This window comes from Curtobacterium sp. Leaf183 (genome assembly GCF_001424385.1).
Taxonomy (GTDB): domain Bacteria; phylum Actinomycetota; class Actinomycetes; order Actinomycetales; family Microbacteriaceae; genus Curtobacterium.
Map to the genome: position 1 here is coordinate 1 of NZ_LMPO01000007.1, position 21262 is coordinate 21262.

A 21262-nucleotide genomic window follows, 5' to 3' on the forward strand; every position below is an offset into this window, starting at 1 on the left:
CAGCGACCTGCGGCTGGTGAGCGCTCCGGGTGTTTCCCGGCTGGTGACAGTGATTCGGCACCCCCGCCGGAGAGGATGGGTCGGATCCTGCACCGTTACCGAGCTGTTACTTCAGTCCTCGGACGCGGGCACCATCGACTCGAGCAACCGCAGCACCCGCTCGCCGTCGACCGCGTCCGGATCGAGCAGCCACTGGACCTGCAACCCGTCGGACGCGGCGATGCTCAGCGATGCCAGGTCGGTCGGGTCGACGTCGGCGCGGATGCGTCCCGCCGCCTGGTCCCGCGCGATCAACTCGGACAGCTCGCCGCGCAGCCGGGCGAACCGCTCCCGCATGAACGCACTCGTCGACGGATGCCCCTCACCCACGGCGTCGGCTGCCAGCGTCGTGTAGAGCTGCACGAGCCCCGGGATCTCCCGGTTGCGCCCGGCGCTCTCCCGCATGTCCCCGATCGCCGACTTCAGCCGGTCGGGCGCCCCCTGCTCACGGACCTCGTGCTCGCGGTAGACGGCGAGCAGCAGTTCGTCGCGCGACGGGAAGTAGTGCCGCAGCGCGGCGTGGGTGATGCCGAGGGCCTCGGCCACGGACCGGAGCGACGACGCGTCCACACCCTGCTCGGCTACCATCCGGATCATCTGGTCGAGGATCTGCGTCCGTCGCTCCGCGCCCTTGCGGTACCCGCGCCGAGGCGCGGTCTCGGCGTCCTCGGCGGCAGTCATCCTGTCAACTTACCGCTGGAAGGTTTCCGGTGGGGGAAACCGACGGGAGGCACGGCGCGAGCCGTCACCGAGCCTCCTGTCCGTCACCTCGTCGCGTCGGCCGCCACACCCACGGTGTACTCGTCGGCCGGCTCCGGCACCGCCCGGGACAGTCCGTCGACGACCTGGCCGAGCGCCTGCGCGACCGCGCGGTTGTCGTCGTCGGACAGGCCGTCGAAGACCTCGACGACGATCTCGTGGAACCGCGCGTACGCGGCATCGATCTTGGCTGCGGCCTGCTCGGTCGGCTCGAGCACCTGCGCACGCCGGTCGGTGGGGTGTGCCGTCCGGACGACGTCGCCGGACTCGACCAGCGCGTCGACGAGCTTCGTGACCGACGCGTTCGACACCGCGAGCATCACGGCGAGGTCCTTCGGCCCCATCGCCCGCTGGTCCCGGTGCGCCTGGAGCAGGTACCGGACGGCCAGGAACTCGTTCTTGGCGAGCCCGCTCTCGGCACGGGCGTGCTCGATCTGCTGTTCCTCGGCGTGCTGCAGGCGCAGCAGGGCGTCGACGGCCCGTCGCGCGTCGGCCGAGCGGGGCAGACGGCTGTACAGGTGGTGGTGCTCGCGGCGGACGACGGTCAACGGCATGTGGTCACGGACTCCCGGTCAGGAACGGGGGACGGAGAAGAAGTCGGCGTAGGACGGCTCCGTCCGGCGGGACAGCAGCGAGGGGTCCTGGATCCGGGCCGTCACGAAGGCCTCGATGACGGACGGGGGCGTCAGGCCGACCCGGGGGTGGGAGCCGGCGGGTCGGGTACGGTGCTCGATCCCGAGGTACGTGCTGCGCATGCGTGCTTCCACCTTCCTGACCGTGTCCATGCGTCCGTATCGGACGGTGGAAGTGTTTCAGAACGCGAACGGTTCGCGCAACGAACAGTTCGGGACTTGTACGTTTCGCGCACTGAAGCGCTGGGACGGCCGAGCCGGTCGGGGATAGCGTCGGAGCATGGACCTCCAACTCGCAGACCGTGTCGCACTCGTCGTCGGGGGGAAGGGCTACATCGGCGCCGCCGTCGCAGACCGACTCCGCGCAGAAGGGGCCACCGTCGTCGTCGCCTCGCGGAGCGCCGGTGCCGACGGGGTGGCCATCGACACCGCGTCGCAGGAGTCGGTTGACGCTGGCGTCCGGGAAGTCCTCGACCGGCACGGGCGCATCGACGTCCTCGTCGTGACCGCAGCCCCGAGTGCCGGAACGCTCGACCCGGCCAAGAAGTCCGACCCCGACCAGGTCGCCGGGGCGATCGACGGCAAGGCCCTCGGGTTCCTGCGCGTGGCGAACGCCGTGCTCCCCGGGCAGCGCGACGCCGGCTTCGGGCGGGTCGTCGTGATCAGCGGGCAGAACGCCTACATCTCGGGCAACATCACGGCATCACTGCGCAACGCAGCGACGAACGTCATCGCGAAGAACCTGGCCGACGAGTCTGCCGGATCGGGGGTCACGGTCAACGTCGTCAACCCCGGTACGGTGACGGACGAGCCGTCGGGCTCCGTGCAGCGCGGCGCCGGTGGCGAGTCGAGCCCGCAGCAGATCGCCGACCTGGTCGCGTTCCTGTCGTCGCCGCTGTCGGTCGTGTCCGGCGAGTCGATCTCCATCGCGCACCGGATGCTCGGGTCCGTGTCGGTCTGAGTGGGACGCTGCTTGATAAATTTACCAGGGGCCACTGCCAGTCGCGATGATTTCATCAACCGCGTAGGACGCCTCGGACGCACGTCGGACTGGCCTCGCGTCGACTGACGTCGTCCGAGGCTTCCACGTGGTCGGTCAGGGCCGCGTGTAGTCGAACTGCAGGCGCATCCGGTCCCCACGGAACACGATCGTCGAGTACTCGAACGTCGTGCCCGCCCGGTCGGAGATGACGTCGGTGAGCTGCAGCGCCGGGTCACCGCGGCGCAGGTCGAGCAACGTGGCGTCGGACTCGGCGACCGCGACGGCCTCGAGCGCCTCGGCGACGTCGTGCATCGCCAGGTCGAACGAGTCCTCGAGCACCACGCAGAGTTGCTCCCCGACGACGTCGAGCGTGTCGAGGGTCGGTGCCATCGTGGCCGGGACGAACGAGCGGTGCACGCTGAGCGGCTTGCCGTCGACGGACCGCAGCCGCACGATGGCGAACACGTCGTCGTCCGCGCCAAGTCCCAGGCGGTCCCGGACGCGTGCCGGGGCGGGTCCGCGGTCGAGCGCGACGAGCTCGGTGGTGATGTCGTACCCGAGCACCTCGAGCTGCTCGCGGATGCCGCGGTAGGCCGGCGACACGGCGTTGATCTTGTCCGGTGCGACGAAGGTGCCCTTGCCCGGGACGCGGGTCAGCAGGCCGTCGGCGGCGAGCTTGTTGAGCACCCCGCGAACGGTCATCCGGCTCAGCCCGTAGTGCCGGTTGAGCTCGTTCTCGGACGGGATCCGCTGACTCGGCAGCCACTCGCCGCTCGCGATCTTCGCCGTGAAGATGTCCTCGAGCTGCTGGTAGATGGGCACGACGGAGTCGCGTTCCACTGCGTCGATCACGGACCACCTCGCTGCTCGGCCGACTCTCGCCGGATGATCGGACAGTGTACTTGTCGAGCCCTGTCTAGACAGGTACAGTCCGATCACGTCGTCGATGCTGACGACCATCCCACGACGGAGTGAGGAGTGCCGATGGACGTGTCCACCAAGGCCCTGACCAGGACCGCCCGGAACGCCGGCTACGCGGTCCCGGCCGTGAACGTCTTCGACGAGCTGAGCATGCGGGCGGTGATCGCCGCTGCGGAACGCACCCACGCGCCGCTCATCGTGCAGATCTCCGTCAAGACCGTCCGCAGTTCCGGGACGGCCTTCACCACCGACCTGTTCCGGGCGCTGACCCGCGACGTCGCCGTCCCGGTCGCCCTGCACCTGGACCACTGCCCGGACCGTCGGGTCCTCGACGACGTCATCGCCGCCGGCTGGTCGAGCGTCCTCTTCGACGCGTCCGACCGCGACCTCGACGACGCGGTGCGCGAGACGGGCGAGGTGACCACCGCCGCCCATGCATCAGGGGTGGACGTCGAGTCCGAGGTCGAGAACATCCTGGGCGTCGAGGACGGCGTCGGCAGCGACGACTCCCGGCACGCCTACTCGGTCGAGCGCCTGGCCGCGGTGGCCGAGCAGACCGACGCCGACCTGATCGCGCCGCAGCTCGGCACGAGCCACGGCCTGTACAAGGCCGACCCCGTGCTGCTGCCCGAGCGCGCGGCCGAACTCGCCGCGCTCACCGACCGACCGATCGTCCTGCACGGCGGCACCGGTCTGCGCGCCTCCGACTTCCGCGCCTTCATCCGTGCCGGAGTGTCCAAGATCAACATCTCGACGGCCGTCAAGCACGCCTACATGCAGGCGTCGCTGGACCACCTGGAGCACGCGCGCGAGACGGACAGCTGGGACCCGCCGAAGCTCGTCGCCGCGATCGAGTCGGCCGTGAGCGGGGTCATCGCCGAGCACGTGCAGTGGTTCGAGGCCGACGGCCAGGCCGACCGCCGATGACGCCCGCACTCGTCTTCGACTGCGACGGCGTGCTCGCCGACACCGAGCGGGACGGGCACCTGCCCGCCTTCAACGAGACCTTCGAGCACTTCGGTCTGCCCGTCCACTGGAGCGAGGACGACTACGCGAGCGTCCTGCGGATCGGCGGGGGGAAGGAACGGCTGACGTCGTTGCTGACACCCGACTTCGTCACCCGTGCGGGCCTCCCGTCCGACCCGGAGGCGCAGCGCGCCGCCGTCACGGACTGGCACGCCGAGAAGACGCGCCGGTACACCGCCCGGGTCCGGGCCGGAGACCTGCCGGGGCGTCCCGGGATCGCACGGATCGTGCACGAGGCGCACGACGCGGGCTGGCTGCTGGCGGTGGCGTCGACCTCCGCCGAATCGTCCGTGCGCGCGGTGCTCGAGCACGTCGTGGGCCAGGACGCGGCGGCGTGGTTCGCGGTCTTCGCCGGCGACGTCGTGCCGCGCAAGAAGCCCGCACCGGACGTCTACGAGCTCGCCGTCCGCGAGCTCGGCGTCAGCCCCACCGACGTGGTCGTGGTCGAGGACAGCGCCAACGGCCTGCGTGCCGCGGTCGCCGCCGGGCTGACGACCGTCGTGACCATCAGCAGCTACACCGCCGACGAGGACTTCACCGGCGCTGCACTCGTGGTCGACAGCCTGGGCGACCTGCCCGACACACCGGACCGGGTGCTGCAGGACCCGCACCACGTCGAGCCGACCGGCCAGGTCACGCTCGACACCCTCACCGAACTGCTGCGTCTGACCGGAGGACGACCGTGACCACCGAGACCACCACCCGACTGGCGACCGTCGTCCAGCGCATCGCCCAGACCTGCGTCGACAACGAGACGTACTTCTCGGACCTCGACGCCGTCGCCGGGGACGGCGACTTCGGGTACTCGCTGGCGCGCGGGTTCGAGAACGTGCTCGCCGAGTTCGACGGGTACGACCAGGAGGACCCTGGTGCGTTCCTGCAGCAGGTCGCGATGACGATGAGCAGTCGGATCGGCGGCACGTCCGGCCCGATCTGGGGCACGGCCTTCCTGCGGGCCGCCGTGGTCGTCAAGGGCAAGCCGGACCTGCGCGCCGACGACGTCGTCGCGATGCTCCGAGCCGCGGTCGAGGGGATCAAGAAGCGCGGCGGTGCCGACCTCGGCGACAAGACCCTGCTCGACGCGATCGTCCCGATGACGGACGCGATCGAGGCCGATGCCGCGGACGGCACCGACGGCGGCGCGATCGCCCGGCACGCGGCCGAGGTCGCCCGGGGCGCAGCAGAAGCGACGTCGGCGCTGCAGGCCCGCCGCGGACGCGCGTCCTACACCGGCGAGCGCAGCATCGGGTCGCCGGACCCGGGCGCCGTCGCCGTGGCGGTGCTGGCCGAGCGCATCGCCGACACCTGGTGAGACCCGACCCGACCCGATCCAACCCGACCCGATCCTGACCCCGACCCGAGACACCCCGCGATCCATCACGAAGGAGTGAGGCACCCGCAATGAAGAAGTTCGTCAACGACCCGAAGCAGTTCGTGCCCGACATGCTCAAGGGACTCGCACTCGCGAACCCCGACACGCTCACCTACGACCCCGAGTACAACCTCGTGGTCCGGGCCGACGCCCCGAACGACGACAAGGTGTCGATCGTGCAGGGATCCGGTTCGGGGCACGAACCCGCGCACGTGATGGTCGTGGGCAAGGGCATGCTCGACGCCGCCTGTCCCGGTGACGTGTTCGCGGCGCCGCCGACGGACTACGTGATCGCGGCTGCCCGCCGGGTGAACAGCGCCAAGGGCGTGCTGCTGCTCGTCAACAACTACACGGGCGACAAGATGGCGTTCGAGATGGCCGAGGAATTCGCCGAGGCCGAGGGGATCACGGTCAAGACGCTCTTCATCGACGACGACGTCGCCGTCAAGGACTCCACGTACACGATCGGTCGCCGCGGGGTCGCCGGCAACTTCTTCGTCATCAAGGCCGTCGGGGCCGCGGCCGAGGCCGGTGCGGACCTCGACGAGGTCGTCCGGGTCGGCGAGAAGGTCAACGCGGTGACGCGCACGATGGGTGTCGCGCTGACCGCCTGCACGCCGCCGGCGAAGGGGTCGCCGCTGTTCGAGCTCGGCGACGACGAGATCGAGGTCGGTGTCGGCATCCACGGCGAGCCCGGCCGCGCACGGCAGAAGATCGTGCCCGCGGACGAGATCGTCGACATCCTGCTCGAACCGATCGTCTCGGACCTGCCGTTCTCGAGCGGCGACGAGGTCGCGCTCATGGTGAACGGGCTCGGCGGCACCCCGATCAGCGAGCTGTACCTGCTGTACGGGATCGCCCACGAGAAGCTCGTCGCGCAGGGCATCACCCCCGTGCGCAGCTACGTCGGCGAGTACTGCACCTCGCTCGACATGGCCGGCGCGTCGATCACCCTGGTGAAGCTGGACGACGAGGTCAAGGACCTGCTCGCCGCGCCCGCCGAGATCCCGATCCGCACGTTCTGACCGAACGGCACCACACCGCGCACATCGCGCCACCCCGCGCCGATGGGCGCACCACGAGACCACGGCGTCGAATCCGGCGCCGCCGCACTGTGATCAAGGAGGACCACATGGCAACGAACCACGCAGTCGCGTACAAGGGACCGGGGCAGGTCGAGGTCATCGACGTCGACTACCCGACCTTCGAGCTGCACGACGGACCGGGCGTCAACCCGGCGAACGTCGGGCGGAAGGTGAACCACGGCGCGATCCTGCGCACGGTGGCGACCAACATCTGCGGCAGTGACCAGCACATGGTCCGCGGTCGCACCACCGCCCCCACCGACCTGGTGCTCGGTCACGAGATCACCGGCGAGGTCGTCGAGGTCGGCCCGGACGTCGAGTTCATCAAGGTCGGCGACCTGGTGTCCGTGCCGTTCAACATCGCGTGCGGGCGCTGCCGGAACTGCAAGGAGCGCAAGACCGGCATCTGCCTCAACGTCAACCCGGACCGTCCCGGCAGCGCCTACGGGTACGTCGACATGGGCGGATGGGTGGGCGGGCAGGCCGAGTACGTGCTCGTGCCCTACGCCGACTGGAACCTGCTGAAGTTCCCGGACAAGGACCAGGCGATGGAGAAGATCCTCGACCTGGCGATGCTGTCCGACATCTTCCCCACCGGGTTCCACGGTGCGGTCACCGCTGGCGTCGAGGTCGGCTCGACCGTGTACGTCGCCGGCGCCGGACCGGTGGGACTCGCGGCGGCGACCGGTGCGCTGCTGCTCGGCGCGAGCGTCGTCATCGTCGGCGACATGAACGCCGACCGGCTGGCCCAGGCGCGGAGCTTCGGCTGCGAGACCGTGGACCTGACGAAGGGCGACCCGGCCGACCAGATCGACCAGATCCTCGGTGAACCGCTCGTCGACTGCGGCATCGACGCCGTGGGCTTCGAGGCCAAGGGGCACGGCGCGGGATCGAGTGACGAGGCACCCGCGACGGTGCTGAACTCGCTGATGGACGTCACGGCGGCCGGTGGAGCCCTCGGCATCCCCGGGCTCTACGTGACGGGTGACCCGGGCGGGGTCGACGAGGCCGCGCAGAAGGGCTCGCTCTCGCTGAGCCTCGGCACCGGCTGGGCGAAGTCGCTGTCCTTCACCACCGGCCAGTGCCCGGTGATGAAGTACAACCGGCAGCTGATGATGGCGATCCTGCACGACCGGACGAGCATCGCGGCGAACGTCAACGCGAAGGCGATCGGTCTCGACGACGCCCCGCGCGGCTACGCCGAGTTCGACAAGGGCGCGGCGACGAAGTACGTCCTGAACCCGAACGGCCTGATCAAGGCCGCCTGACGGCGGTCCCGCCACGGGACGGGAGGCCCGGTGCCAGCTGGCACCGGGCCTCCCGTCCCGTCCTGACGCGATCTCCACCCCACGACCGAGCCGCTTCGGTCGAGCGGTCGATGCCCGGACGGTCCCGGCCCACGAGGCTGGGAGCATGCACTCGACCACCCGCGCCACCGCCGTCACCCTCGTCGCCATCGCCGTCGTCACCGGTGTGGCGTGCTGGGCGATCGGCGGCACCCACGCTCCCGAGACCCGGGCGGACGCCCCCGCCTCGGCGTCCGTCGCCGTGCGATGATCGAGCCGTGAGGGACGGGCGCGGGTTCACCAGGGCGCTGTCCCCGCGGTCGATCGTCGTCGACCTCGGCTGGGCCCTCGTCGCCGCGCTGGTGTTCCTGGCGCCGATCGACCTCGAGCTCGAGCACGCCAGCCTGCCGGCCGTCGCCGCGGCGACGCTCGCGATCGCGGTCCGACGGATGTCCCCGTCGGGTGCGATGCTCATCGCGGTCGCGCTCGGCGTCGTCCAGGTGCTCGGCGGTGAACGCCCGTCACTCGTCGACATCGCCCTGTTCGTGGTGGTCGGCACGGTGGCGATCGTCGGGACGCGGATCGAGGTGGTGCTCGCCGGGGTGCTGTCGGTGGTTGCGGGCGCGACCGCATCCCTGTACCTGTCCAGAACCGGTTACCGCTACCTGCTGCTGCTGAACGGCCCCCGTGACCAGGCGGCGATCGTCCTCGCTGCGCCCGCGCTGGCGCTGCTGTCCGTGTGGGCCGTCGGCCTCGCCGCCCGGGCCGTGCGGTCCCAGGTCCGGGAGTCCGTGCGCCGTGCCGACGCCGAGGCCGCGGCCACCCGCGCCGAAGAGGTCGCGAGCCGCGCCGAGGCCGTCGCCACCCGCGCGGTCGACGAGGCCGAGTCGGAACGCATCCGCGCCGACATCGCCCGGGACGTGCACGACGTCGTCGGTCACTCGCTCGCCGTGATCATCGCGCAGGCCGACTCCGTGCCGTTCCTGGCCGACGAGGCCCGCATCCGCGAGGTCAGTGCCACCATCGCCAGCACCGCCCGCAGTTCCCTGGTCGAGGTGCGTCAGGTGCTCGGCCACATCGACGGCTCCGACATCGGGACGGACCCGGCGTCACTCGACGCGATCGTGCAGGGCATCCGCGAGGCCGGTGTCGCCGTCGACCACAGTGTGCGCGGTGCCGCCGGCTCCCTCGGCCACGAGACCGGCACGGCCGCGCGGCGCGTGCTGCAGGAGATGCTGACGAACGCGCTCCGGCACGGCGCTCCCGGCGGCAGCGTGACGGTCCGCGAGACCTGGCGCTCCGCCGACCTGGTGCTCGAGGTGGAGAACGCCGTGCCCACCGCGGAACCGGCCGTCGGCGAGGGGCTCGGCATCGACCCGCGACCGTCCACCGCAGGCTCCGGCCGCGGCCTGGTCGGCATGCAGTCCCGTCTGGCTGCACTCGGTGGGTCGTTCGACGCCGCCGTCCTCGACGCCGTGTTCACCGCACGCGCACGCATCCCGTTCGACGTCCATGGGGGGACCAACCGATGACCGACCCGATCCGCATCCTGCTCACCGACGACCAGTCCCTGTTCCGCGCCGGGCTGCGGGTCGTGCTCGACGCCCAGCCCGACATGGTCGTCGTCGGCGAGGCGTCCGACGGGGCCGAGGCACTCGCGCTCATCCCGGAGCTCCGACCGGACGTCGTCCTGCTCGACATGCGGATGGCGGGCATGGACGGCGTCGAGACCGTCCGCCGGCTGTTCTCGGGCGCGGTCGACGGTCCGCTCCCCCGCGTCGTCGTGCTGACGACGTTCGGCCTCGACCCGGCCGCGGCCACCGCGATCCGCCTGGGCGCGAGCGGGTTCCTGCTCAAGGACACCACCCCGCCGTTCCTGTTCGCAGCGGTGCGGGCGGTGCACGAGGGCAGCTCGGTGATCGCGCCGAACGACCTGTCGCAGCTCTTCGGCGCGGACGTCGAACGGGCGCCGGCGCCGCAGCCGCCCGAGTTCCAGACCCTGACCGACCGTGAGCGCATCGTGTTCGGCTGGGCGTCACGCGGGCTGTCGAACGCCGAGATCGCGGGCCGGGAGTTCGTCACGGAGTCCACCGTCAAGACCCAGATCTCGAGCATCCTCGGCAAGCTCGCCCTGCGCGACCGTGTCCAACTCGTCGTGTACGCGCACGACCACGGCCTGGCCGGCGCGCGCGACGCCTAGGTCGTGTCGCTGCACCGGCGGTGACTGTAAAGGTCATGAGTGTCGGAAGCCGGCTCCTGGAGTTGTCGGATGCCCGGTGGGTGGTGCTCGCTGATCTCCTGCTCGGTTCCACGCTGTCACCGACGTTGTCCGTGCGGTGAGGTGGCTGGCGTCGCGCGCGATTCGCTGCGTGAACTCAGCGAGCAACGCGGGGGGGGGCACGCGGAATTGAAACTTTACATTGCAACGTCCAGTTCTCTATGGTGGTGCGTGTCCCCGCCTCGACCAACAACGAGACGTGGGAAGGAGGGGCACATGGACACCACCAAGAGCATGCCCGAGAGCTTCGTCCTCGACGACACCGTCGCCGAACTCGAAGTCGTCGACGACCTGTGGTACTTCGTCGTCGGCCAGGGCGGCGCCGTCATCGTCGGCGGCTGATCGACGATTCGAGAAGTCGGGGCGGGGACCCTCGACGACCTCGACCCAAGGACCCACCATGACCACGCCGCGCTGGAGCGTCGGTATCAACTTCGACTCGAAGTGCAACGCTCGTTGTGCGCACTGCTGCGTGAGTAGCTCACCGGATGCGACAGCAAACCTCGACGATGCCCTCGTCGACCGGATTGTCGACCAGCTGCTCGCGCGGGAAGAAGTGCACGACATCGGATTGACCGGCGGTGAGCCGCTCATCCGACGACGGCGAACGATGGACATCATCGGGCGCATCACCGCCGCAGGGAAGAACGCCTCCTGTGTGACGAACGGGTTCTGGGGAGTCACCCGACGAGCAGCGGACCGCGTGCTCGCCGAGCTCGAGGCCGCCGGACTGAGGGAACTGACCCTGAGCTACGACGACTTCCACTCCCCGTACATCACCTCCGGACGCATCAGGAACATCCTCGAAGCATCTCGGGATCGTCGAGTTCGCGTGGTTCTCAACATGTGCGTGAGCACGTCGAAGAACTCGAACGGCCTGCTCGAAGAGCTCGGCGACAGCACCGATGGCATCCAGGTGACCAAGTTCCCCGTGGTGCCGGCCGGAGAAGCACGATCGCTCGATGACACTGAGTTCCGCCGACGTCCGATCACCGATGGCATGCTGTACTGCCCGGGGACGCAGGTCATCTTCCACAACGACGGTCTCGTGTACCCGTGCTGTTCTCCGTCCATCTTCGACACGGACATGACGCTGGGGCGAGTGGACGAGGACTTCCTGGAACTCGTCGGCCGCGTCGAGCGGAACGCCCTGCTCGGCATCATGCGTCGCGAACGCTTCCGCTGGTTCATCGAAGCCATCCGATCCGTGGCACCCGAGTCCGCTGCGGCGACGGTGACCGAAGTGGTCTCCCCCTGCGAGCTGTGCTCCATCATCTTCCGCGACCGCCCGGCGATCGAAGCCATCCGGCCGCTCGTCATGGACTACTGGGCGCGCGAGCATGCGATCGCCTGACATGTCCTTCGCGGATGACCACTGCGAGATCCGCGTCAGCGGTCAGGTCGCGGTCGTCCACGACCGCGACCGCGACCGGTACTTCCGGACGCATGTCGGCGGCCTTCCCTCGTCGGTGCGATCGGCACTCCGAGTGTCCACGAGGCGGATCCCAACCGGAGTCACACTCGGTGCCGTCATCCTGACCGTCCTCACGTGGACGGCAGTTGCGATCACCTCCGCTTCGAACGCACCGCCTGACGGACGGGCGCTGGCTGCCTTCATCGCAGTAATCATCCCGAGCCTGGCCCTCCACGAGACCGCGCACGTCGTGACGCTTCGTGCGCTCGGACGCAAACCAGACCGGATCGGCTTCAAGCTCAATCACGGGATCTTCCCCGCTGTGTACGTCCGCATGTCGCAGACGATCCTGCTCGACCGCTCGGAACAAGCCGTCGTCCACCTCGCCGGGATCGCGTCGAACGTGGTGTCACTCGCCGCGTTGCTCATCCTCAACCAGGTGTGGATCGGGAGCGCATCACTCGCGTTCGCGGTCCACCTGACCACGCTGCTGCTCGGGTGGAACCTGATTCCCGTCCTCGGCTCTGACGGCTTCCGCGTCCTCCTCGCCTTGGGGCGGATCGACGCTGCTCGGGGATTCCGCCACAACCCGCTCTGGCTGAACGTCGTGCGTGTGGCCAGCGCGGCGACCGCGGTCTGCGTCGTCCTGCATCTCGTCCTGACCTCCTGGAAGTGACCGTGCCCGCACTCGTCTCGATCTCCGGCCTGTCCGTCCGCTTCGGGCGACGCCGCGCGCTCGACGCTGTCGATCTGACACTCTCCGACGATGGCGGCGTCATCGGTCTCTTCGGACGGAACGGCGCCGGGAAGAGCACCCTGATCCGTGTCATCTGCGGGCTCGTGAATCGCCACAGTGGCACCATCACGAGGAGCGGTCGGATCGCTTACCTGCCCGATGTCCCGATGTGGTACCCGTGGCTCCGGCTCTCGACGTGCATCGCACTCGGCTCGCGACTCTGGCCGGACTTCGACGCCGAACGAGCGCATGCCCTGCTCGCGACGCTGCGACTCGACGAGTCCCTGCGTGTCAGCCAGCTCTCCAAGGGCATGTCGGAGCAGGTGCACATCGCACTCACGCTCGCGCGTCGGTGCCCGCTCTACGTGTTCGACGAGCCGCTGGCCGCCGTCGATCCACTCACCCGCGATCGCGTCATCGACCTGATCCGACACGAGCGACAACCCGGATCGACGGTCCTCATCTCGACGCACCTCATCGCAGGACTCGAGACGCTGTTCGACGCGGCCATCGTGATCGACGCGGGCCGGGTACTCCTTCACACCGAGACGTCGGCGATCGCCTCCCACGGCTCGCTCGAAGCACAGATCAAGGAGGTCCTCACCTGATGCTCTGGCGCGTCGAGTACCGCAATCACCTGCCGTACTTCTCCATTGCAATCGGGCTCACCGTCGCGGCGGGCATCGCGACCGCGGCAGCCACACACGTCGAGGTGTTCGCCGTCGTCCTCGCGATGACCGGCCTCGTGGCGTGGGTCGCCACGACCGTGTACGTCGCGGCCGCCATACTGAGGTTCCTGACGCTCGGCCACGACACCCTGCTGCACCTGAGCGTGCTGAGCCCGTGGCGGTTGACCGCCAGGAAGGCGCTCGTCCTCGGGAGCTACATGGTGGCGCAGCACGTCGCCACGCTGATGGCACAGACACCGCACATCAGCGACACGGTCGGGGCGGAGCGCACGACGGTGTTCGCGTACCTGTTCGCGGCGAAGGTCGTGTCGATCGCAGCGTTCCTGATCGCAGTCGTCCTCGTCGCGACGATCGCGAAGACGATGCGAGGCCGCGGTCCTGCGACGACTGTCTTCGTCGTCTCACTCGTGGTCGTCGTCACCGCGCAGGCGATCGTGCTCTGGCGACTCGGGGCACCCGGTACCAAGTCGTTCTTCATCGGTGTCGGCGGTGACTTCACCACGGTCAACCTCTACGCGAACGTGCTGCCACTCATCCTCACCGGGCCGGCGGACGGCTTCCTCCCGCCCATCGCGGGATTGTCGGTCGTGCTGAACGCCGGAGCCGCCGCCTGCATGCTCCTCGGAACGCTGGCACTCGTCCGCTGGCGCCGGTTCGACCACGTCGCACTGTGAGAACGCGGACCAGCCCGTAGGCTCGCAGTCCCGAGTCATCGCAGGCGCGTTCGGCGTTGCGATTCGACGTCCACACGGTGGGTCGAGCGTCTCCTAGTCGGCAGCGGGCCCCTGGAACCCGATCAGCCAGGTGATCCCGAAGCGGTCGCGGACCTGCCCGTCGTGGTCGCCCCACGGCCGGAGCGTCAGCGGGTCCACCACCGTGCCACCCTCGGCGAGCGCATCGAACCACCGCGCCGAGGTCGCAGCGTCCGCCGCCCCGAGGAGCGCGAACAGCACGCCGTCCACCGCGGTCGGGCTCTCGCCGTCGGCGGTGTCCGCGGCGAACAGGTCGACCGCGCCGCGCAGCTCGCCGTGAGCGACCGCGTCGGGTGGTCCGTCCTGGCGACCGAACTCGGCGAACGTGTGCCGCTCGACCGAACCGCCGAACACCCGCTGCCAGGTGTCGAGGGCGTCGGCGGCGGTCCCGGGGAAGTGGAAGTACGGCACGGGTGCGCTCATGCAGGAACCGTACTGCGCGGGTCAGCCGAGGGCCAGGACCTCGTCCAGGACCCGCTCGACGGCCGCGGGGTCGTGGGCGAAGCGCCCGAGGAACAGCCCGCCGATCCGCCCCTCGGCGCGGGTGAGCAGGCCGGGACCGGCACTCCCGCCGTACAGGACGTCGCTGCCGACCTGGTCCGCCCGCGCTGCCAGGTGCGCGGTCAGGCCGCCGAGGACGGCGACCACGTGGTCCTCGGGAGCGGGCTCGGCCGCGCCGATCGCCCAGACGGGCTCGTAGGCCACGGTCAGCTGACCGGTCGCGCCGGCGGCGTCGGACGCAGTGAGCGCCCGGTCGAGCTGCGCCGACACGTCCGCCACGGCGTCGTCCGGCCGGGAGGACCGGGTCGTCTCGCCGACGCACACCAGTGGTCGCAGGTGGTTACGGAACGCCGCGTGCACCTTGGCCGCGACGACCTCGTCCGTCTCGTGGAACAGTGCGCGTCGCTCGGCGTGCCCGATCTCGACGAGGTCGACCCCGATCTCGTGCAGCTCGGCGCCGGAGACCTCGCCCGTGAAGGGTCCCGCGTCGGACCACCCGAGGTCCTGCGCGGCGAGCCGGACCCCCGATCCGACGAGCAGGTCCCGCACGGGGACCAGCGCCGGGAACGTCGGTGCGACGAACAGCGTCGCCGCGCCGGACTGCACGGCGGGGTGCCGCCGGGCGATGTCCGCGACGGCCCCCGCCCAGGTCAGGGTCCGGGCGTGGGAGAAGTACGTCTTCAGCGAGACGCCGATCGTGGTCACGGGGCGACTGCGGCGACGACGAGTGCGAAGGACAGCGCGCCGGGGTCCACCGTGCCGACGGCCTGGTCTGCATGGGTCCGGGCGCGGCCCTTCCGGGGCAGCATCGCGGCGGTGTCGTCCGCGGCGGCCCGTGCGGCATCCGCGGCAGCACGCCAGGCACCGGCGAACGGGTCCCCGGCCTCGAGCCGTTCGCGCAGGACCGAGTCGAACGGCACCAGGGCGTCGACCATCGTCTTGTCGCCGGGGACCGCGCCGAAGGCGAGCACCGCCTCGGTGGCGGCGTGCACCGCGTCCGCGACGCGCGCACCCGTCGGGCGCTCGTCGTCCCCGAGGACGCGACCCAGGGCCTCCAGGCCGGCGCCCCAGATCGCGCCGGACGTGCCGCCTGCCCGGTCGGACCAGGCGTCCGCGGCGATCCGCAGGACGCTGCCGAGCCCGGCACCGCGTGCGACGGCGTCGGCGGCGGCCTCGTCGGCGGCGTGCGCACCCCGTTGCATCCCGATACCGTGGTCGCCGTCCCCGGCGACCGCGTCGATGCGTCCGAGCTCGTCCGCGTGCTCGTCGATCACGGCACGGGTCGCGGCGAGCGCCGCGGCGACGTCGGCGGCGACCGCGCGGGAGGCGTCCGATGCCGGACCGACGGGGACGGCCTCCAGGTCGGCCTCGGCGTCCGACGCGGGCACGCGCTCCTGCGGTGTCGCCCCGCCCTTGCGGTACGCGGGGGTGTCGGCGGGCGCTGCCCAGAGCTCCTCGAGCTCGTCGTCGAGCCAGAACAGCGTCAGCGACACCCCGGCCATGTCGAAGCTGGTGACCAGCTCGCCGACCTCGGGTTCGACCGGGACCGCGCCGGCGTCGACGAGCAGCCGCTGCACGGACCGGTAGACGACGAAGAGCTCCTCGTACTTGACGCTGCCCAGCCCGTTCAGGACCGGCACCACGCGCGCTCCGTCGACCCGGACGCCGGTGGGGAGCTCGTCGAGCAAGCGCGACACGAGCAGGTCGGCGAGCCCGTCGGCACTCGGCACGTCCGTCTCGTCGATCCCGCGTTCCCCGTGGATGCCCATCCCGATCGCCATCCGGCCCTCGGGGACCGTGAACAGCGGCTCGTCCGCGCCGGGCAGCGAGCAGCCGGAGAACGCGACGCCGAAGGACCGCGTCCGCTCGTTGGCCCGCTCCGCGACGGCGGTGACGGCGTCGAGGTCACGGCCCTGTTCGGCCGCCGCCCCCGCCACCTTGAACACGCAGAGGTCACCGGCGATCCCACGACGATCGTGCTGGCGGTCCGCCGGGGCCGAGACGACGTCGTCGGTCACCCGCACCGTGCGCACCGGGATGCCCTCCTGCTCGAGGGTGCGGGCCGCGGCGTCGAAGTTCAGGACGTCACCGGCGTAGTTGCCGTAGCTCAGCAGCACCCCGCCCCCGTGGTCGGCCGCTCGCGCAACGCCGGCGACCTGCTGGGCGCTGGGGCTGGCGAAGAGGTTGCCGAGCGCGGCACCCGCGGCCAGGCCCGGTCCGACGAGTCCGCCGAACGCCGGGTAGTGACCGGAGCCGCCGCCGATGACCACGGCCACCGTGCCGTCCGGGCTCGTGGTCGCCCGCGCGACGCCGCCGTGCACACGGCGGACCCAGCGGCGGTTGGCGGCCACGAACCCCTCGGTGGCCTGGTCGGCGAAGTCGGCGGGGTCGTTGAACAGCCGGGTCATCGGGTCGGCTCCTTCGTCGCGACGTGGGTGGTGTCGAGCAGCTCGTCGGCCCGGGCCCCGCGGAAGTACTTCGTGCAGAAGATCATCACCGCGGCCAGGAAGGCGAGCACCCCGAGCGAGACGATGCCGAACGCACCGCTGTCCGTCGGGACGACCTCGTTGATGGCGGTCCGCATGATCGGGGCGACGAACCCGCCCAGGTTGCCGAGCGAGTTGATCAGGCCGATGCCTGCCGCTGCCGCCGCACCGGTCAGGAACGCCGTCGGGTAGGCCCACGTGATCGGGCCGACCGCCAGGAAGCTCGCCACGGCCAGCGTGATGAAGAGGATGCCGAGGACGGGCTGGCCGTTCGCACCGGCCCAGGCGGACCCCAGGATCGACAGCCCCGTCGTCAGGTAGAACATCGTCCCCCAGCGTCGACGCCGTCCGACCGTGTCCGCCCGTGAGCCCACCAGGTAGCAGGCGACGAGCCCGACGAGCCACGGGATCGCGGTCACGAGCCCCACCTGCCAGCCGACGTCCTGCCCGAGCAGCGAGGACACCTGCTGCGGCAGGTAGAACGTCGTGCCGTACACGGCGACCTGCAGGCAGAAGTAGATGACCGTGAAGTACCAGACGCGGCCGCTCGCCATCGCCTTCCAGATGCCGGTCGGGCCGTCCTGGCTGCGGGCGGTGTCCTCGCGGGCCATGGCTGCGGTCAACGAGTCCTTCTCACCCTGGTCGAGCCACTTTGCCTTCTGCGGGCTGTTCGTCAGGAACACCAGCGCGGCGATGCCGGCGAGCACCGCCAGGACGCCCTCGCCCGCGAACATGACCTGCCAGCCGTGGAAGGGCGTGGCCTGGTCGCCGACGCTGATCAGGCCGCCGGACAGGGGCGCACCGATCATCTGCGAGAACGGCTGGGCCAGGTAGAAGATCGCGAACATCCGCACGCGGACCTTGTTCGGGAACCACTCGGAGAGGTACATGATCACGCCCGGGAACAGCCCGGCCTCGGTCACGCCGAGGATGAACCGCAGCACGATGAACATCGTGTCGTTCGTGGTGAAGGCGAACAGCGCGGCGACGATGCCCCACGTGATCGCGATGCGGGCCAGCCAGAACCGGGCGCCGAAGCGCTTCAGCAGCAGGTTGGACGGGATCTCGAAGATCGCGTAGCCGATGAAGAAGATGCCGGCACCGAGCGCGAAGGCCGCGTCCGAGATGCCGCGGTCGACGCTCAGCGCCTCTTCCGCGAACCCGACGTTGGTGCGGTCGAGGAATGCGACGAAGTACAGGATGACGAGCATCGGCATGAGGTGCTTGGTCGCCTTGCCGATGGCGGACTTGAGGCCGGGGTCGTTGGTTGATCCGAGCGCGGGGGCATGGGGCAGTGACACGGGGTTCGCTCCTTTGCGAGCACGGTGCTGGTGCGGGGGGTCCGGGACCGGTGGACGGTGGTTCGGTGGTCCGGACGGGAGGCACGGGTCGCGTCGCGTCGTCGGCGCGCGACCCGTGGGCGGCTGGCCCTAGTGCATGTACAGGCCGCCGTCGACGTTCAGCGTCTGACCGGTGACGAACCCGGCGTCCTCGCTGATCAGGTACGCCACCGCGGCGGCGATGTCCCGCGGCGTCCCGATGCGGGGCAGGACCCCGTCGGCAGCCATCGCGGTCTTGCGTTCCTCGGTCAGGGTGCCGCCCATGATGTCGGTGTCGATCGGTCCCGGTGCGATCGCGTTGACGGTCACACCGCGCGGTCCGAGTTCGCGGGCGAGCCCCCGGGTGAGCCCGATGACGCCCGCCTTCGCGACCGTGTAGGGCGTCTTGCTGAAGGTGCCGCCGCCGCGCTGGGCGGAGACCGACGACAGGTTCACGATCCGCCCGTACCCGTTCGCCACCATCGACTCCGCGGCGCGCAGGCTGGCGAAGTGCACGCCGTCGAGGTTGATCGACAGCACACGGTGCCACTCCCCCGGCGGCAGGTCCAGGTACGCGTGCGCCGACGAGACGCCCGCCAGGTTCACGAGTGCGACGAGCGGCGGGAGCTCGGCCTCGATGGCGTCGAACGCGGACCGGACGGCGGCTTCGTCACTGACGTCGGCGCCCACGCCGACGGCGCGGACACCGTGGGCGTCCCGGACCTCGGCTGCGACGGCCTGCGATGCGTCGTGGTCGAGGTCGATGATCCCGACGTCCCATCCGGCCTCGGCCAGGTGGTGTGCGGTGGCGCGCCCGATCCCGCGTGGGGATGCGGCACCCGTCAGGACGACGGTTCGGCGCTGGTCGGTGGTGGTCATGTCCGTGCTCCTCAGTGGATCGGCGCCGGGCCGAGCTCGTCGAGGAGCTTCTGCATGGCGACGTAGGCGCGGTTGCGGTAGGCGACGAGCTCGGGGGTGCGGTCCGCCGGCACGTCGAGGTAGCCGGACCCGGACTTCGTGCCGAGTTCGCCCGCGTCGACGTGCTGCTGCAGCGACGGCGGGGTCGCGAAGCGCTCGGGCCAGCGGGTCTGCAGCGACTCGAAGCAGAACGCGTAGACGTCGAGTCCGGCCATGTCGGCGATCGCGAACGGGCCGAAGAACGGCAGGCGGAAGCCGAAGGTCGTCCGGACGATCGTGTCGATGTCGTCAGGGGTCGCGATGCCCTCGTCGGCGATCTTCGTGGCCTCGTCGAACAGGGCGTACTGCAGGCGGTTGAGGACGAACCCGGTCGAGTCCTTGACGCGTGCGGACTGCTTGCCCGTGGCGGCGACGACGACCTCGCCGACCTCGACCGCGTGGTCGTTCGTCGTCGGGTGGGGGATGAGCTCGACGCCGGGGATGAACGGCGCGGGGTTCGAGAAGTGCACCCCGAGGAAGCGCTCGGGACCGGTGACGGCCTCGGCGAGAGACTCGATGAGGATCGTCGAGGTGTTCGATCCGATCACGGCGTCCGGACGCGCGGCGGCGCTGATGCGGCGGAGGGTCTCGTGCTTGATCGCGAGCTTCTCGGGCACCGCCTCCTCGATGAAGTCGGCGGTGGCCACCGCTTCCTCGATGGTCTCGGCAGCACTGAGGTGCTCGCGGACCCGTTCGACGGCGTCCGCCGGGAACAGCCCGTCGGCGACGAACTGCGCGGTCTCGCCGAGCAGGCGGTCCAGGTTCGCGCGAGCGATGTCCCCGGACACGTCGCTGATGCGGACGGTGTGTCCTGCGAGGGCCAGGACCTGGGCGATCCCGCCCCCCATGTAGCCGGATCCGACGACGGCGATGTCGAGGGTGCTCATCGAGTTGCTCCTTCGGTGGTGGTGGTGCTGAGGTCCGCGGTGGCGAGGACACCTCGGATGTAGTCCTGGTTCGTCGCGCACACGCCCAGGCTGTCGCCGCCGTACTGCTCGGTCATCACGATGCCGCGGAAGCCGTCGGCCACCGCGTCGCGCAGGACCTGGCGGTAGTTGATGAGCCCGGTCTCCATCGTGCTCGGGACCGAGGTGGACCAGCTCTGGTCCGCTGCCTCGTCGCGCGTGTAGTTCTTGACGTGCAGGTAGTTCGCGTACGGCATGGTCTTCGCGAAGAGCTCCCGCCACGGTTCGACCGGACGGTGCAGGCGGATCAGGTTCGCGACGTCGGCGTTGAGCCCGACGGTGTCGAGCCCGATCTCCTCGACCAGGCGGACCGCACTGTCGGCGGTGCCGAGGTAGGTGTCCTCGTAGAGCTCGAGCGCCATCGGCAGCCCGACCGAGGCCGCGTGCTCCCCGAGCTCCCGCAGCCGGGACACCGCGGCGGCCCAGACCTCCGGGTCGTCCGGGTCCTTCGGACCCTGCGCCGTCCAGAACCAGAGCGCCTGCTTCTGGGCGTCGCTGAACGGCTGGTGCAGCCCGGTCGAGAACACCTGCATGCCCCACTCGGCCGCCGCGTCGATCGTGCGGTGCGCATACGCCAGGTTCTCGGCCTCGTGCCCCGGCTGGATGATGCTCCGGCGCTGCAGGTGCACCGACGGGATCCCGATGCCGTGCGACCGCGCGACCGCGAAGAACTCGTCCCGGCGCGACGGTTCCAGGTCGGCGGGGCGGACGTGGCTGTCGGCGAGCTCGGCGAGCGAGAACCCGGCGGCGGCGATCTGGCCGAAGACGTCGTCCCACACCGCGGGGTCGGCGTCGTGGAAGGCGACACCGTCGCGGCCGACGGGGGCGAACCCGTGCAGACACACGGCGATCGGCCACGTCTCGGCGGTCCAGGTCGTGGTGTCCCAGTCCTGCTGGACCCAGTCCTGCGGTGTGCTCACGGGATGCTCCTTCGCATGCGGCGGTTCGGCGGTGAACCTCTTTCCTATAGGAACCGTACTCCGACACGGCGAGACCGCAAGCGATCGGACCAAACCCCCCGCACGGGGGCTCCGAAGGAGACCGGGCTCGGAGGATCAGGACG

25 protein-coding genes are annotated in these 21262 nt (G+C 70.4%); 14 read left to right on the forward strand and 11 right to left on the reverse strand.

Annotation, left to right across the window (positions count from 1 at the left end; genetic code table 11):
* Positions 1 to 111: 111 nt before the first annotated feature.
* From ASG04_RS04340 to ASG04_RS04350, 3 genes are all read right to left on the reverse strand, one after another.
* Complete coding sequence (locus ASG04_RS04340) at positions 112 to 720, reverse strand: TetR/AcrR family transcriptional regulator (protein ID WP_056120872.1); 609 nt, start codon at positions 718 to 720, stop codon at positions 112 to 114.
* Between the two features lie 83 nt (positions 721 to 803).
* A complete protein-coding gene (locus tag ASG04_RS04345) occupies positions 804 to 1352 on the reverse strand; it encodes a MarR family winged helix-turn-helix transcriptional regulator (RefSeq protein WP_056120874.1) in 549 nt (182 codons plus the stop codon).
* 18 nt (positions 1353 to 1370) lie between these two features.
* Positions 1371 to 1553: a hypothetical protein gene (locus tag ASG04_RS04350; RefSeq protein WP_146245179.1), complete on the reverse strand. Its 183-nt coding sequence runs from the start codon at positions 1551 to 1553 to the stop codon at positions 1371 to 1373.
* Between the two features lie 157 nt (positions 1554 to 1710).
* Here ASG04_RS04350 and ASG04_RS04355 point away from each other — a divergent pair, with 157 nt between their 5' ends.
* Positions 1711 to 2391: an SDR family NAD(P)-dependent oxidoreductase gene (locus tag ASG04_RS04355; RefSeq protein ID WP_056120879.1), complete on the forward strand. Its 681-nt coding sequence runs from the start codon at positions 1711 to 1713 to the stop codon at positions 2389 to 2391.
* Positions 2392 to 2526: 135 nt separating this feature from the next.
* Here the strand turns inward: ASG04_RS04355 and ASG04_RS04360 are convergent, their stop codons facing one another.
* Positions 2527 to 3264, reverse strand: a complete 738-nt coding sequence (locus tag ASG04_RS04360; protein WP_162241689.1) for a GntR family transcriptional regulator — start codon at positions 3262 to 3264, stop codon at positions 2527 to 2529.
* 132 nt (positions 3265 to 3396) lie between these two features.
* Between ASG04_RS04360 and ASG04_RS04365 the strand changes: the two genes are divergently transcribed.
* The 13 genes from ASG04_RS04365 to ASG04_RS04415 all read left to right on the forward strand — a co-directional run bounded on the left by ASG04_RS04365 (position 3397) and on the right by ASG04_RS04415 (position 13893).
* Entirely contained in the window at positions 3397 to 4260 is an 864-nt protein-coding gene (locus ASG04_RS04365; protein ID WP_056120883.1) for a class II fructose-bisphosphate aldolase, read from the forward strand.
* On the forward strand, positions 4257 to 5045 hold the full coding sequence (locus tag ASG04_RS04370) for an HAD-IA family hydrolase (protein WP_056120885.1): 789 nt from the start codon (positions 4257 to 4259) through the stop codon (positions 5043 to 5045). The genes ASG04_RS04365 and ASG04_RS04370 overlap by 4 nt, the downstream gene beginning before the upstream one ends.
* Positions 5042 to 5671, forward strand: coding sequence for a dihydroxyacetone kinase subunit DhaL (dhaL, locus tag ASG04_RS04375; protein WP_056120887.1), 630 nt, complete (start codon positions 5042 to 5044; stop codon positions 5669 to 5671). The genes ASG04_RS04370 and dhaL overlap by 4 nt, the downstream gene beginning before the upstream one ends.
* 89 nt (positions 5672 to 5760) lie before the next feature.
* The gene (gene dhaK, locus ASG04_RS04380; protein ID WP_056120889.1) at positions 5761 to 6756 is read left to right on the forward strand and encodes a dihydroxyacetone kinase subunit DhaK; all 996 of its coding nucleotides are present in this window, start codon (positions 5761 to 5763) and stop codon (positions 6754 to 6756) included.
* A gap of 107 nt (positions 6757 to 6863) precedes the next feature.
* Positions 6864 to 8084, forward strand: coding sequence for a formaldehyde dehydrogenase, glutathione-independent (gene fdhA / locus ASG04_RS04385; protein ID WP_056121574.1), 1221 nt, complete (start codon positions 6864 to 6866; stop codon positions 8082 to 8084).
* A gap of 145 nt (positions 8085 to 8229) precedes the next feature.
* Positions 8230 to 8373, forward strand: a complete 144-nt coding sequence (locus tag ASG04_RS17300; RefSeq protein ID WP_156463526.1) for a hypothetical protein — start codon at positions 8230 to 8232, stop codon at positions 8371 to 8373.
* A gap of 7 nt (positions 8374 to 8380) precedes the next feature.
* The gene (locus tag ASG04_RS04390) at positions 8381 to 9634 is read left to right on the forward strand and encodes a sensor histidine kinase (protein ID WP_056120891.1); all 1254 of its coding nucleotides are present in this window, start codon (positions 8381 to 8383) and stop codon (positions 9632 to 9634) included.
* Positions 9631 to 10302, forward strand: a complete 672-nt coding sequence (locus ASG04_RS04395; RefSeq protein ID WP_056120893.1) for a response regulator — start codon at positions 9631 to 9633, stop codon at positions 10300 to 10302. Before ASG04_RS04390 ends, ASG04_RS04395 begins: the two co-directional genes overlap by 4 nt.
* A 294-nt stretch (positions 10303 to 10596) precedes the next feature.
* On the forward strand, positions 10597 to 10722 hold the full coding sequence (locus tag ASG04_RS17970) for a hypothetical protein (protein ID WP_268750888.1): 126 nt from the start codon (positions 10597 to 10599) through the stop codon (positions 10720 to 10722).
* Between the two features lie 58 nt (positions 10723 to 10780).
* Positions 10781 to 11734 carry a radical SAM protein gene (locus ASG04_RS04400; RefSeq protein ID WP_082517814.1) on the forward strand — a complete coding sequence of 318 codons (954 nt, stop codon included), beginning with the start codon at positions 10781 to 10783 and terminating at the stop codon, positions 11732 to 11734.
* A gap of 394 nt (positions 11735 to 12128) precedes the next feature.
* Positions 12129 to 12470: a hypothetical protein gene (locus ASG04_RS17785; RefSeq protein ID WP_235515435.1), complete on the forward strand. Its 342-nt coding sequence runs from the start codon at positions 12129 to 12131 to the stop codon at positions 12468 to 12470.
* A 2-nt stretch (positions 12471 to 12472) separates the two neighbouring features.
* Positions 12473 to 13138, forward strand: a complete 666-nt coding sequence (locus tag ASG04_RS04410) for an ATP-binding cassette domain-containing protein (RefSeq protein WP_162241690.1) — start codon at positions 12473 to 12475, stop codon at positions 13136 to 13138.
* The gene (locus ASG04_RS04415) at positions 13138 to 13893 is read left to right on the forward strand and encodes a hypothetical protein (protein ID WP_056120900.1); all 756 of its coding nucleotides are present in this window, start codon (positions 13138 to 13140) and stop codon (positions 13891 to 13893) included. The genes ASG04_RS04410 and ASG04_RS04415 overlap by 1 nt, the downstream gene beginning before the upstream one ends.
* Before the next feature lie 93 nt (positions 13894 to 13986).
* On the opposite strand, the gene ASG04_RS04420 is transcribed toward ASG04_RS04415, so the two are convergent.
* The 7 genes from ASG04_RS04420 to ASG04_RS04450 form a co-directional block, all read right to left on the reverse strand.
* Positions 13987 to 14394 (reverse strand): VOC family protein, encoded by a 408-nt coding sequence (locus ASG04_RS04420; RefSeq protein ID WP_056120902.1) that lies wholly within the window; start codon positions 14392 to 14394, stop codon positions 13987 to 13989.
* Positions 14395 to 14415: 21 nt separating this feature from the next.
* Complete coding sequence (locus ASG04_RS04425) at positions 14416 to 15177, reverse strand: triose-phosphate isomerase family protein (RefSeq protein WP_056120904.1); 762 nt, start codon at positions 15175 to 15177, stop codon at positions 14416 to 14418.
* Positions 15174 to 16880 carry a dihydroxyacetone kinase family protein gene (locus ASG04_RS04430; RefSeq protein WP_056120906.1) on the reverse strand — a complete coding sequence of 569 codons (1707 nt, stop codon included), beginning with the start codon at positions 16878 to 16880 and terminating at the stop codon, positions 15174 to 15176. Before ASG04_RS04430 ends, ASG04_RS04425 begins: the two co-directional genes overlap by 4 nt.
* Positions 16877 to 18259: an MFS transporter gene (locus tag ASG04_RS04435; RefSeq protein WP_056120908.1), complete on the reverse strand. Its 1383-nt coding sequence runs from the start codon at positions 18257 to 18259 to the stop codon at positions 16877 to 16879. Before ASG04_RS04435 ends, ASG04_RS04430 begins: the two co-directional genes overlap by 4 nt.
* Before the next feature lie 129 nt (positions 18260 to 18388).
* Positions 18389 to 19156, reverse strand: coding sequence for an SDR family NAD(P)-dependent oxidoreductase (locus ASG04_RS04440; protein ID WP_056120910.1), 768 nt, complete (start codon positions 19154 to 19156; stop codon positions 18389 to 18391).
* Positions 19157 to 19167: 11 nt separating this feature from the next.
* Positions 19168 to 20121: a 3-hydroxyacyl-CoA dehydrogenase family protein gene (locus tag ASG04_RS04445; protein ID WP_056120912.1), complete on the reverse strand. Its 954-nt coding sequence runs from the start codon at positions 20119 to 20121 to the stop codon at positions 19168 to 19170.
* Positions 20118 to 21119, reverse strand: coding sequence for a sugar phosphate isomerase/epimerase family protein (locus ASG04_RS04450; RefSeq protein WP_056120913.1), 1002 nt, complete (start codon positions 21117 to 21119; stop codon positions 20118 to 20120). The genes ASG04_RS04445 and ASG04_RS04450 overlap by 4 nt, the downstream gene beginning before the upstream one ends.
* Positions 21120 to 21262: the final 143 nt, after the last annotated feature.

What these genes read in the sequence shown, in the direction of transcription:
- ASG04_RS04395 (WP_056120893.1), top strand. Translation starts at nt 9,631, where the DNA reads ATGACCGACCCGATCCGCATCCTGCTCACCGACGACCAGTCCCTGTTC.
- ASG04_RS04430 (WP_056120906.1), bottom strand. Translation starts at nt 16,880, where the DNA reads ATGACCCGGCTGTTCAACGACCCCGCCGACTTCGCCGACCAGGCCACC.
- ASG04_RS04445 (WP_056120912.1), bottom strand. Translation starts at nt 20,121, where the DNA reads ATGAGCACCCTCGACATCGCCGTCGTCGGATCCGGCTACATGGGGGGC.
- ASG04_RS17300 (WP_156463526.1), top strand. Translation starts at nt 8,230, where the DNA reads ATGCACTCGACCACCCGCGCCACCGCCGTCACCCTCGTCGCCATCGCC.
- ASG04_RS17785 (WP_235515435.1), top strand. Translation starts at nt 12,129, where the DNA reads ATGTCGCAGACGATCCTGCTCGACCGCTCGGAACAAGCCGTCGTCCAC.
- ASG04_RS04400 (WP_082517814.1), top strand. Translation starts at nt 10,781, where the DNA reads ATGACCACGCCGCGCTGGAGCGTCGGTATCAACTTCGACTCGAAGTGC.
- fdhA (WP_056121574.1), top strand. Translation starts at nt 6,864, where the DNA reads ATGGCAACGAACCACGCAGTCGCGTACAAGGGACCGGGGCAGGTCGAG.
- ASG04_RS04350 (WP_146245179.1), bottom strand. Translation starts at nt 1,553, where the DNA reads ATGCGCAGCACGTACCTCGGGATCGAGCACCGTACCCGACCCGCCGGC.
- ASG04_RS04355 (WP_056120879.1), top strand. Translation starts at nt 1,711, where the DNA reads ATGGACCTCCAACTCGCAGACCGTGTCGCACTCGTCGTCGGGGGGAAG.
- ASG04_RS04345 (WP_056120874.1), bottom strand. Translation starts at nt 1,352, where the DNA reads ATGCCGTTGACCGTCGTCCGCCGCGAGCACCACCACCTGTACAGCCGT.
- ASG04_RS04340 (WP_056120872.1), bottom strand. Translation starts at nt 720, where the DNA reads ATGACTGCCGCCGAGGACGCCGAGACCGCGCCTCGGCGCGGGTACCGC.
- ASG04_RS04415 (WP_056120900.1), top strand. Translation starts at nt 13,138, where the DNA reads ATGCTCTGGCGCGTCGAGTACCGCAATCACCTGCCGTACTTCTCCATT.
- ASG04_RS04440 (WP_056120910.1), bottom strand. Translation starts at nt 19,156, where the DNA reads ATGACCACCACCGACCAGCGCCGAACCGTCGTCCTGACGGGTGCCGCA.
- dhaK (WP_056120889.1), top strand. Translation starts at nt 5,761, where the DNA reads ATGAAGAAGTTCGTCAACGACCCGAAGCAGTTCGTGCCCGACATGCTC.
- ASG04_RS17970 (WP_268750888.1), top strand. Translation starts at nt 10,597, where the DNA reads ATGGACACCACCAAGAGCATGCCCGAGAGCTTCGTCCTCGACGACACC.
- ASG04_RS04365 (WP_056120883.1), top strand. Translation starts at nt 3,397, where the DNA reads ATGGACGTGTCCACCAAGGCCCTGACCAGGACCGCCCGGAACGCCGGC.
- ASG04_RS04420 (WP_056120902.1), bottom strand. Translation starts at nt 14,394, where the DNA reads ATGAGCGCACCCGTGCCGTACTTCCACTTCCCCGGGACCGCCGCCGAC.
- ASG04_RS04370 (WP_056120885.1), top strand. Translation starts at nt 4,257, where the DNA reads ATGACGCCCGCACTCGTCTTCGACTGCGACGGCGTGCTCGCCGACACC.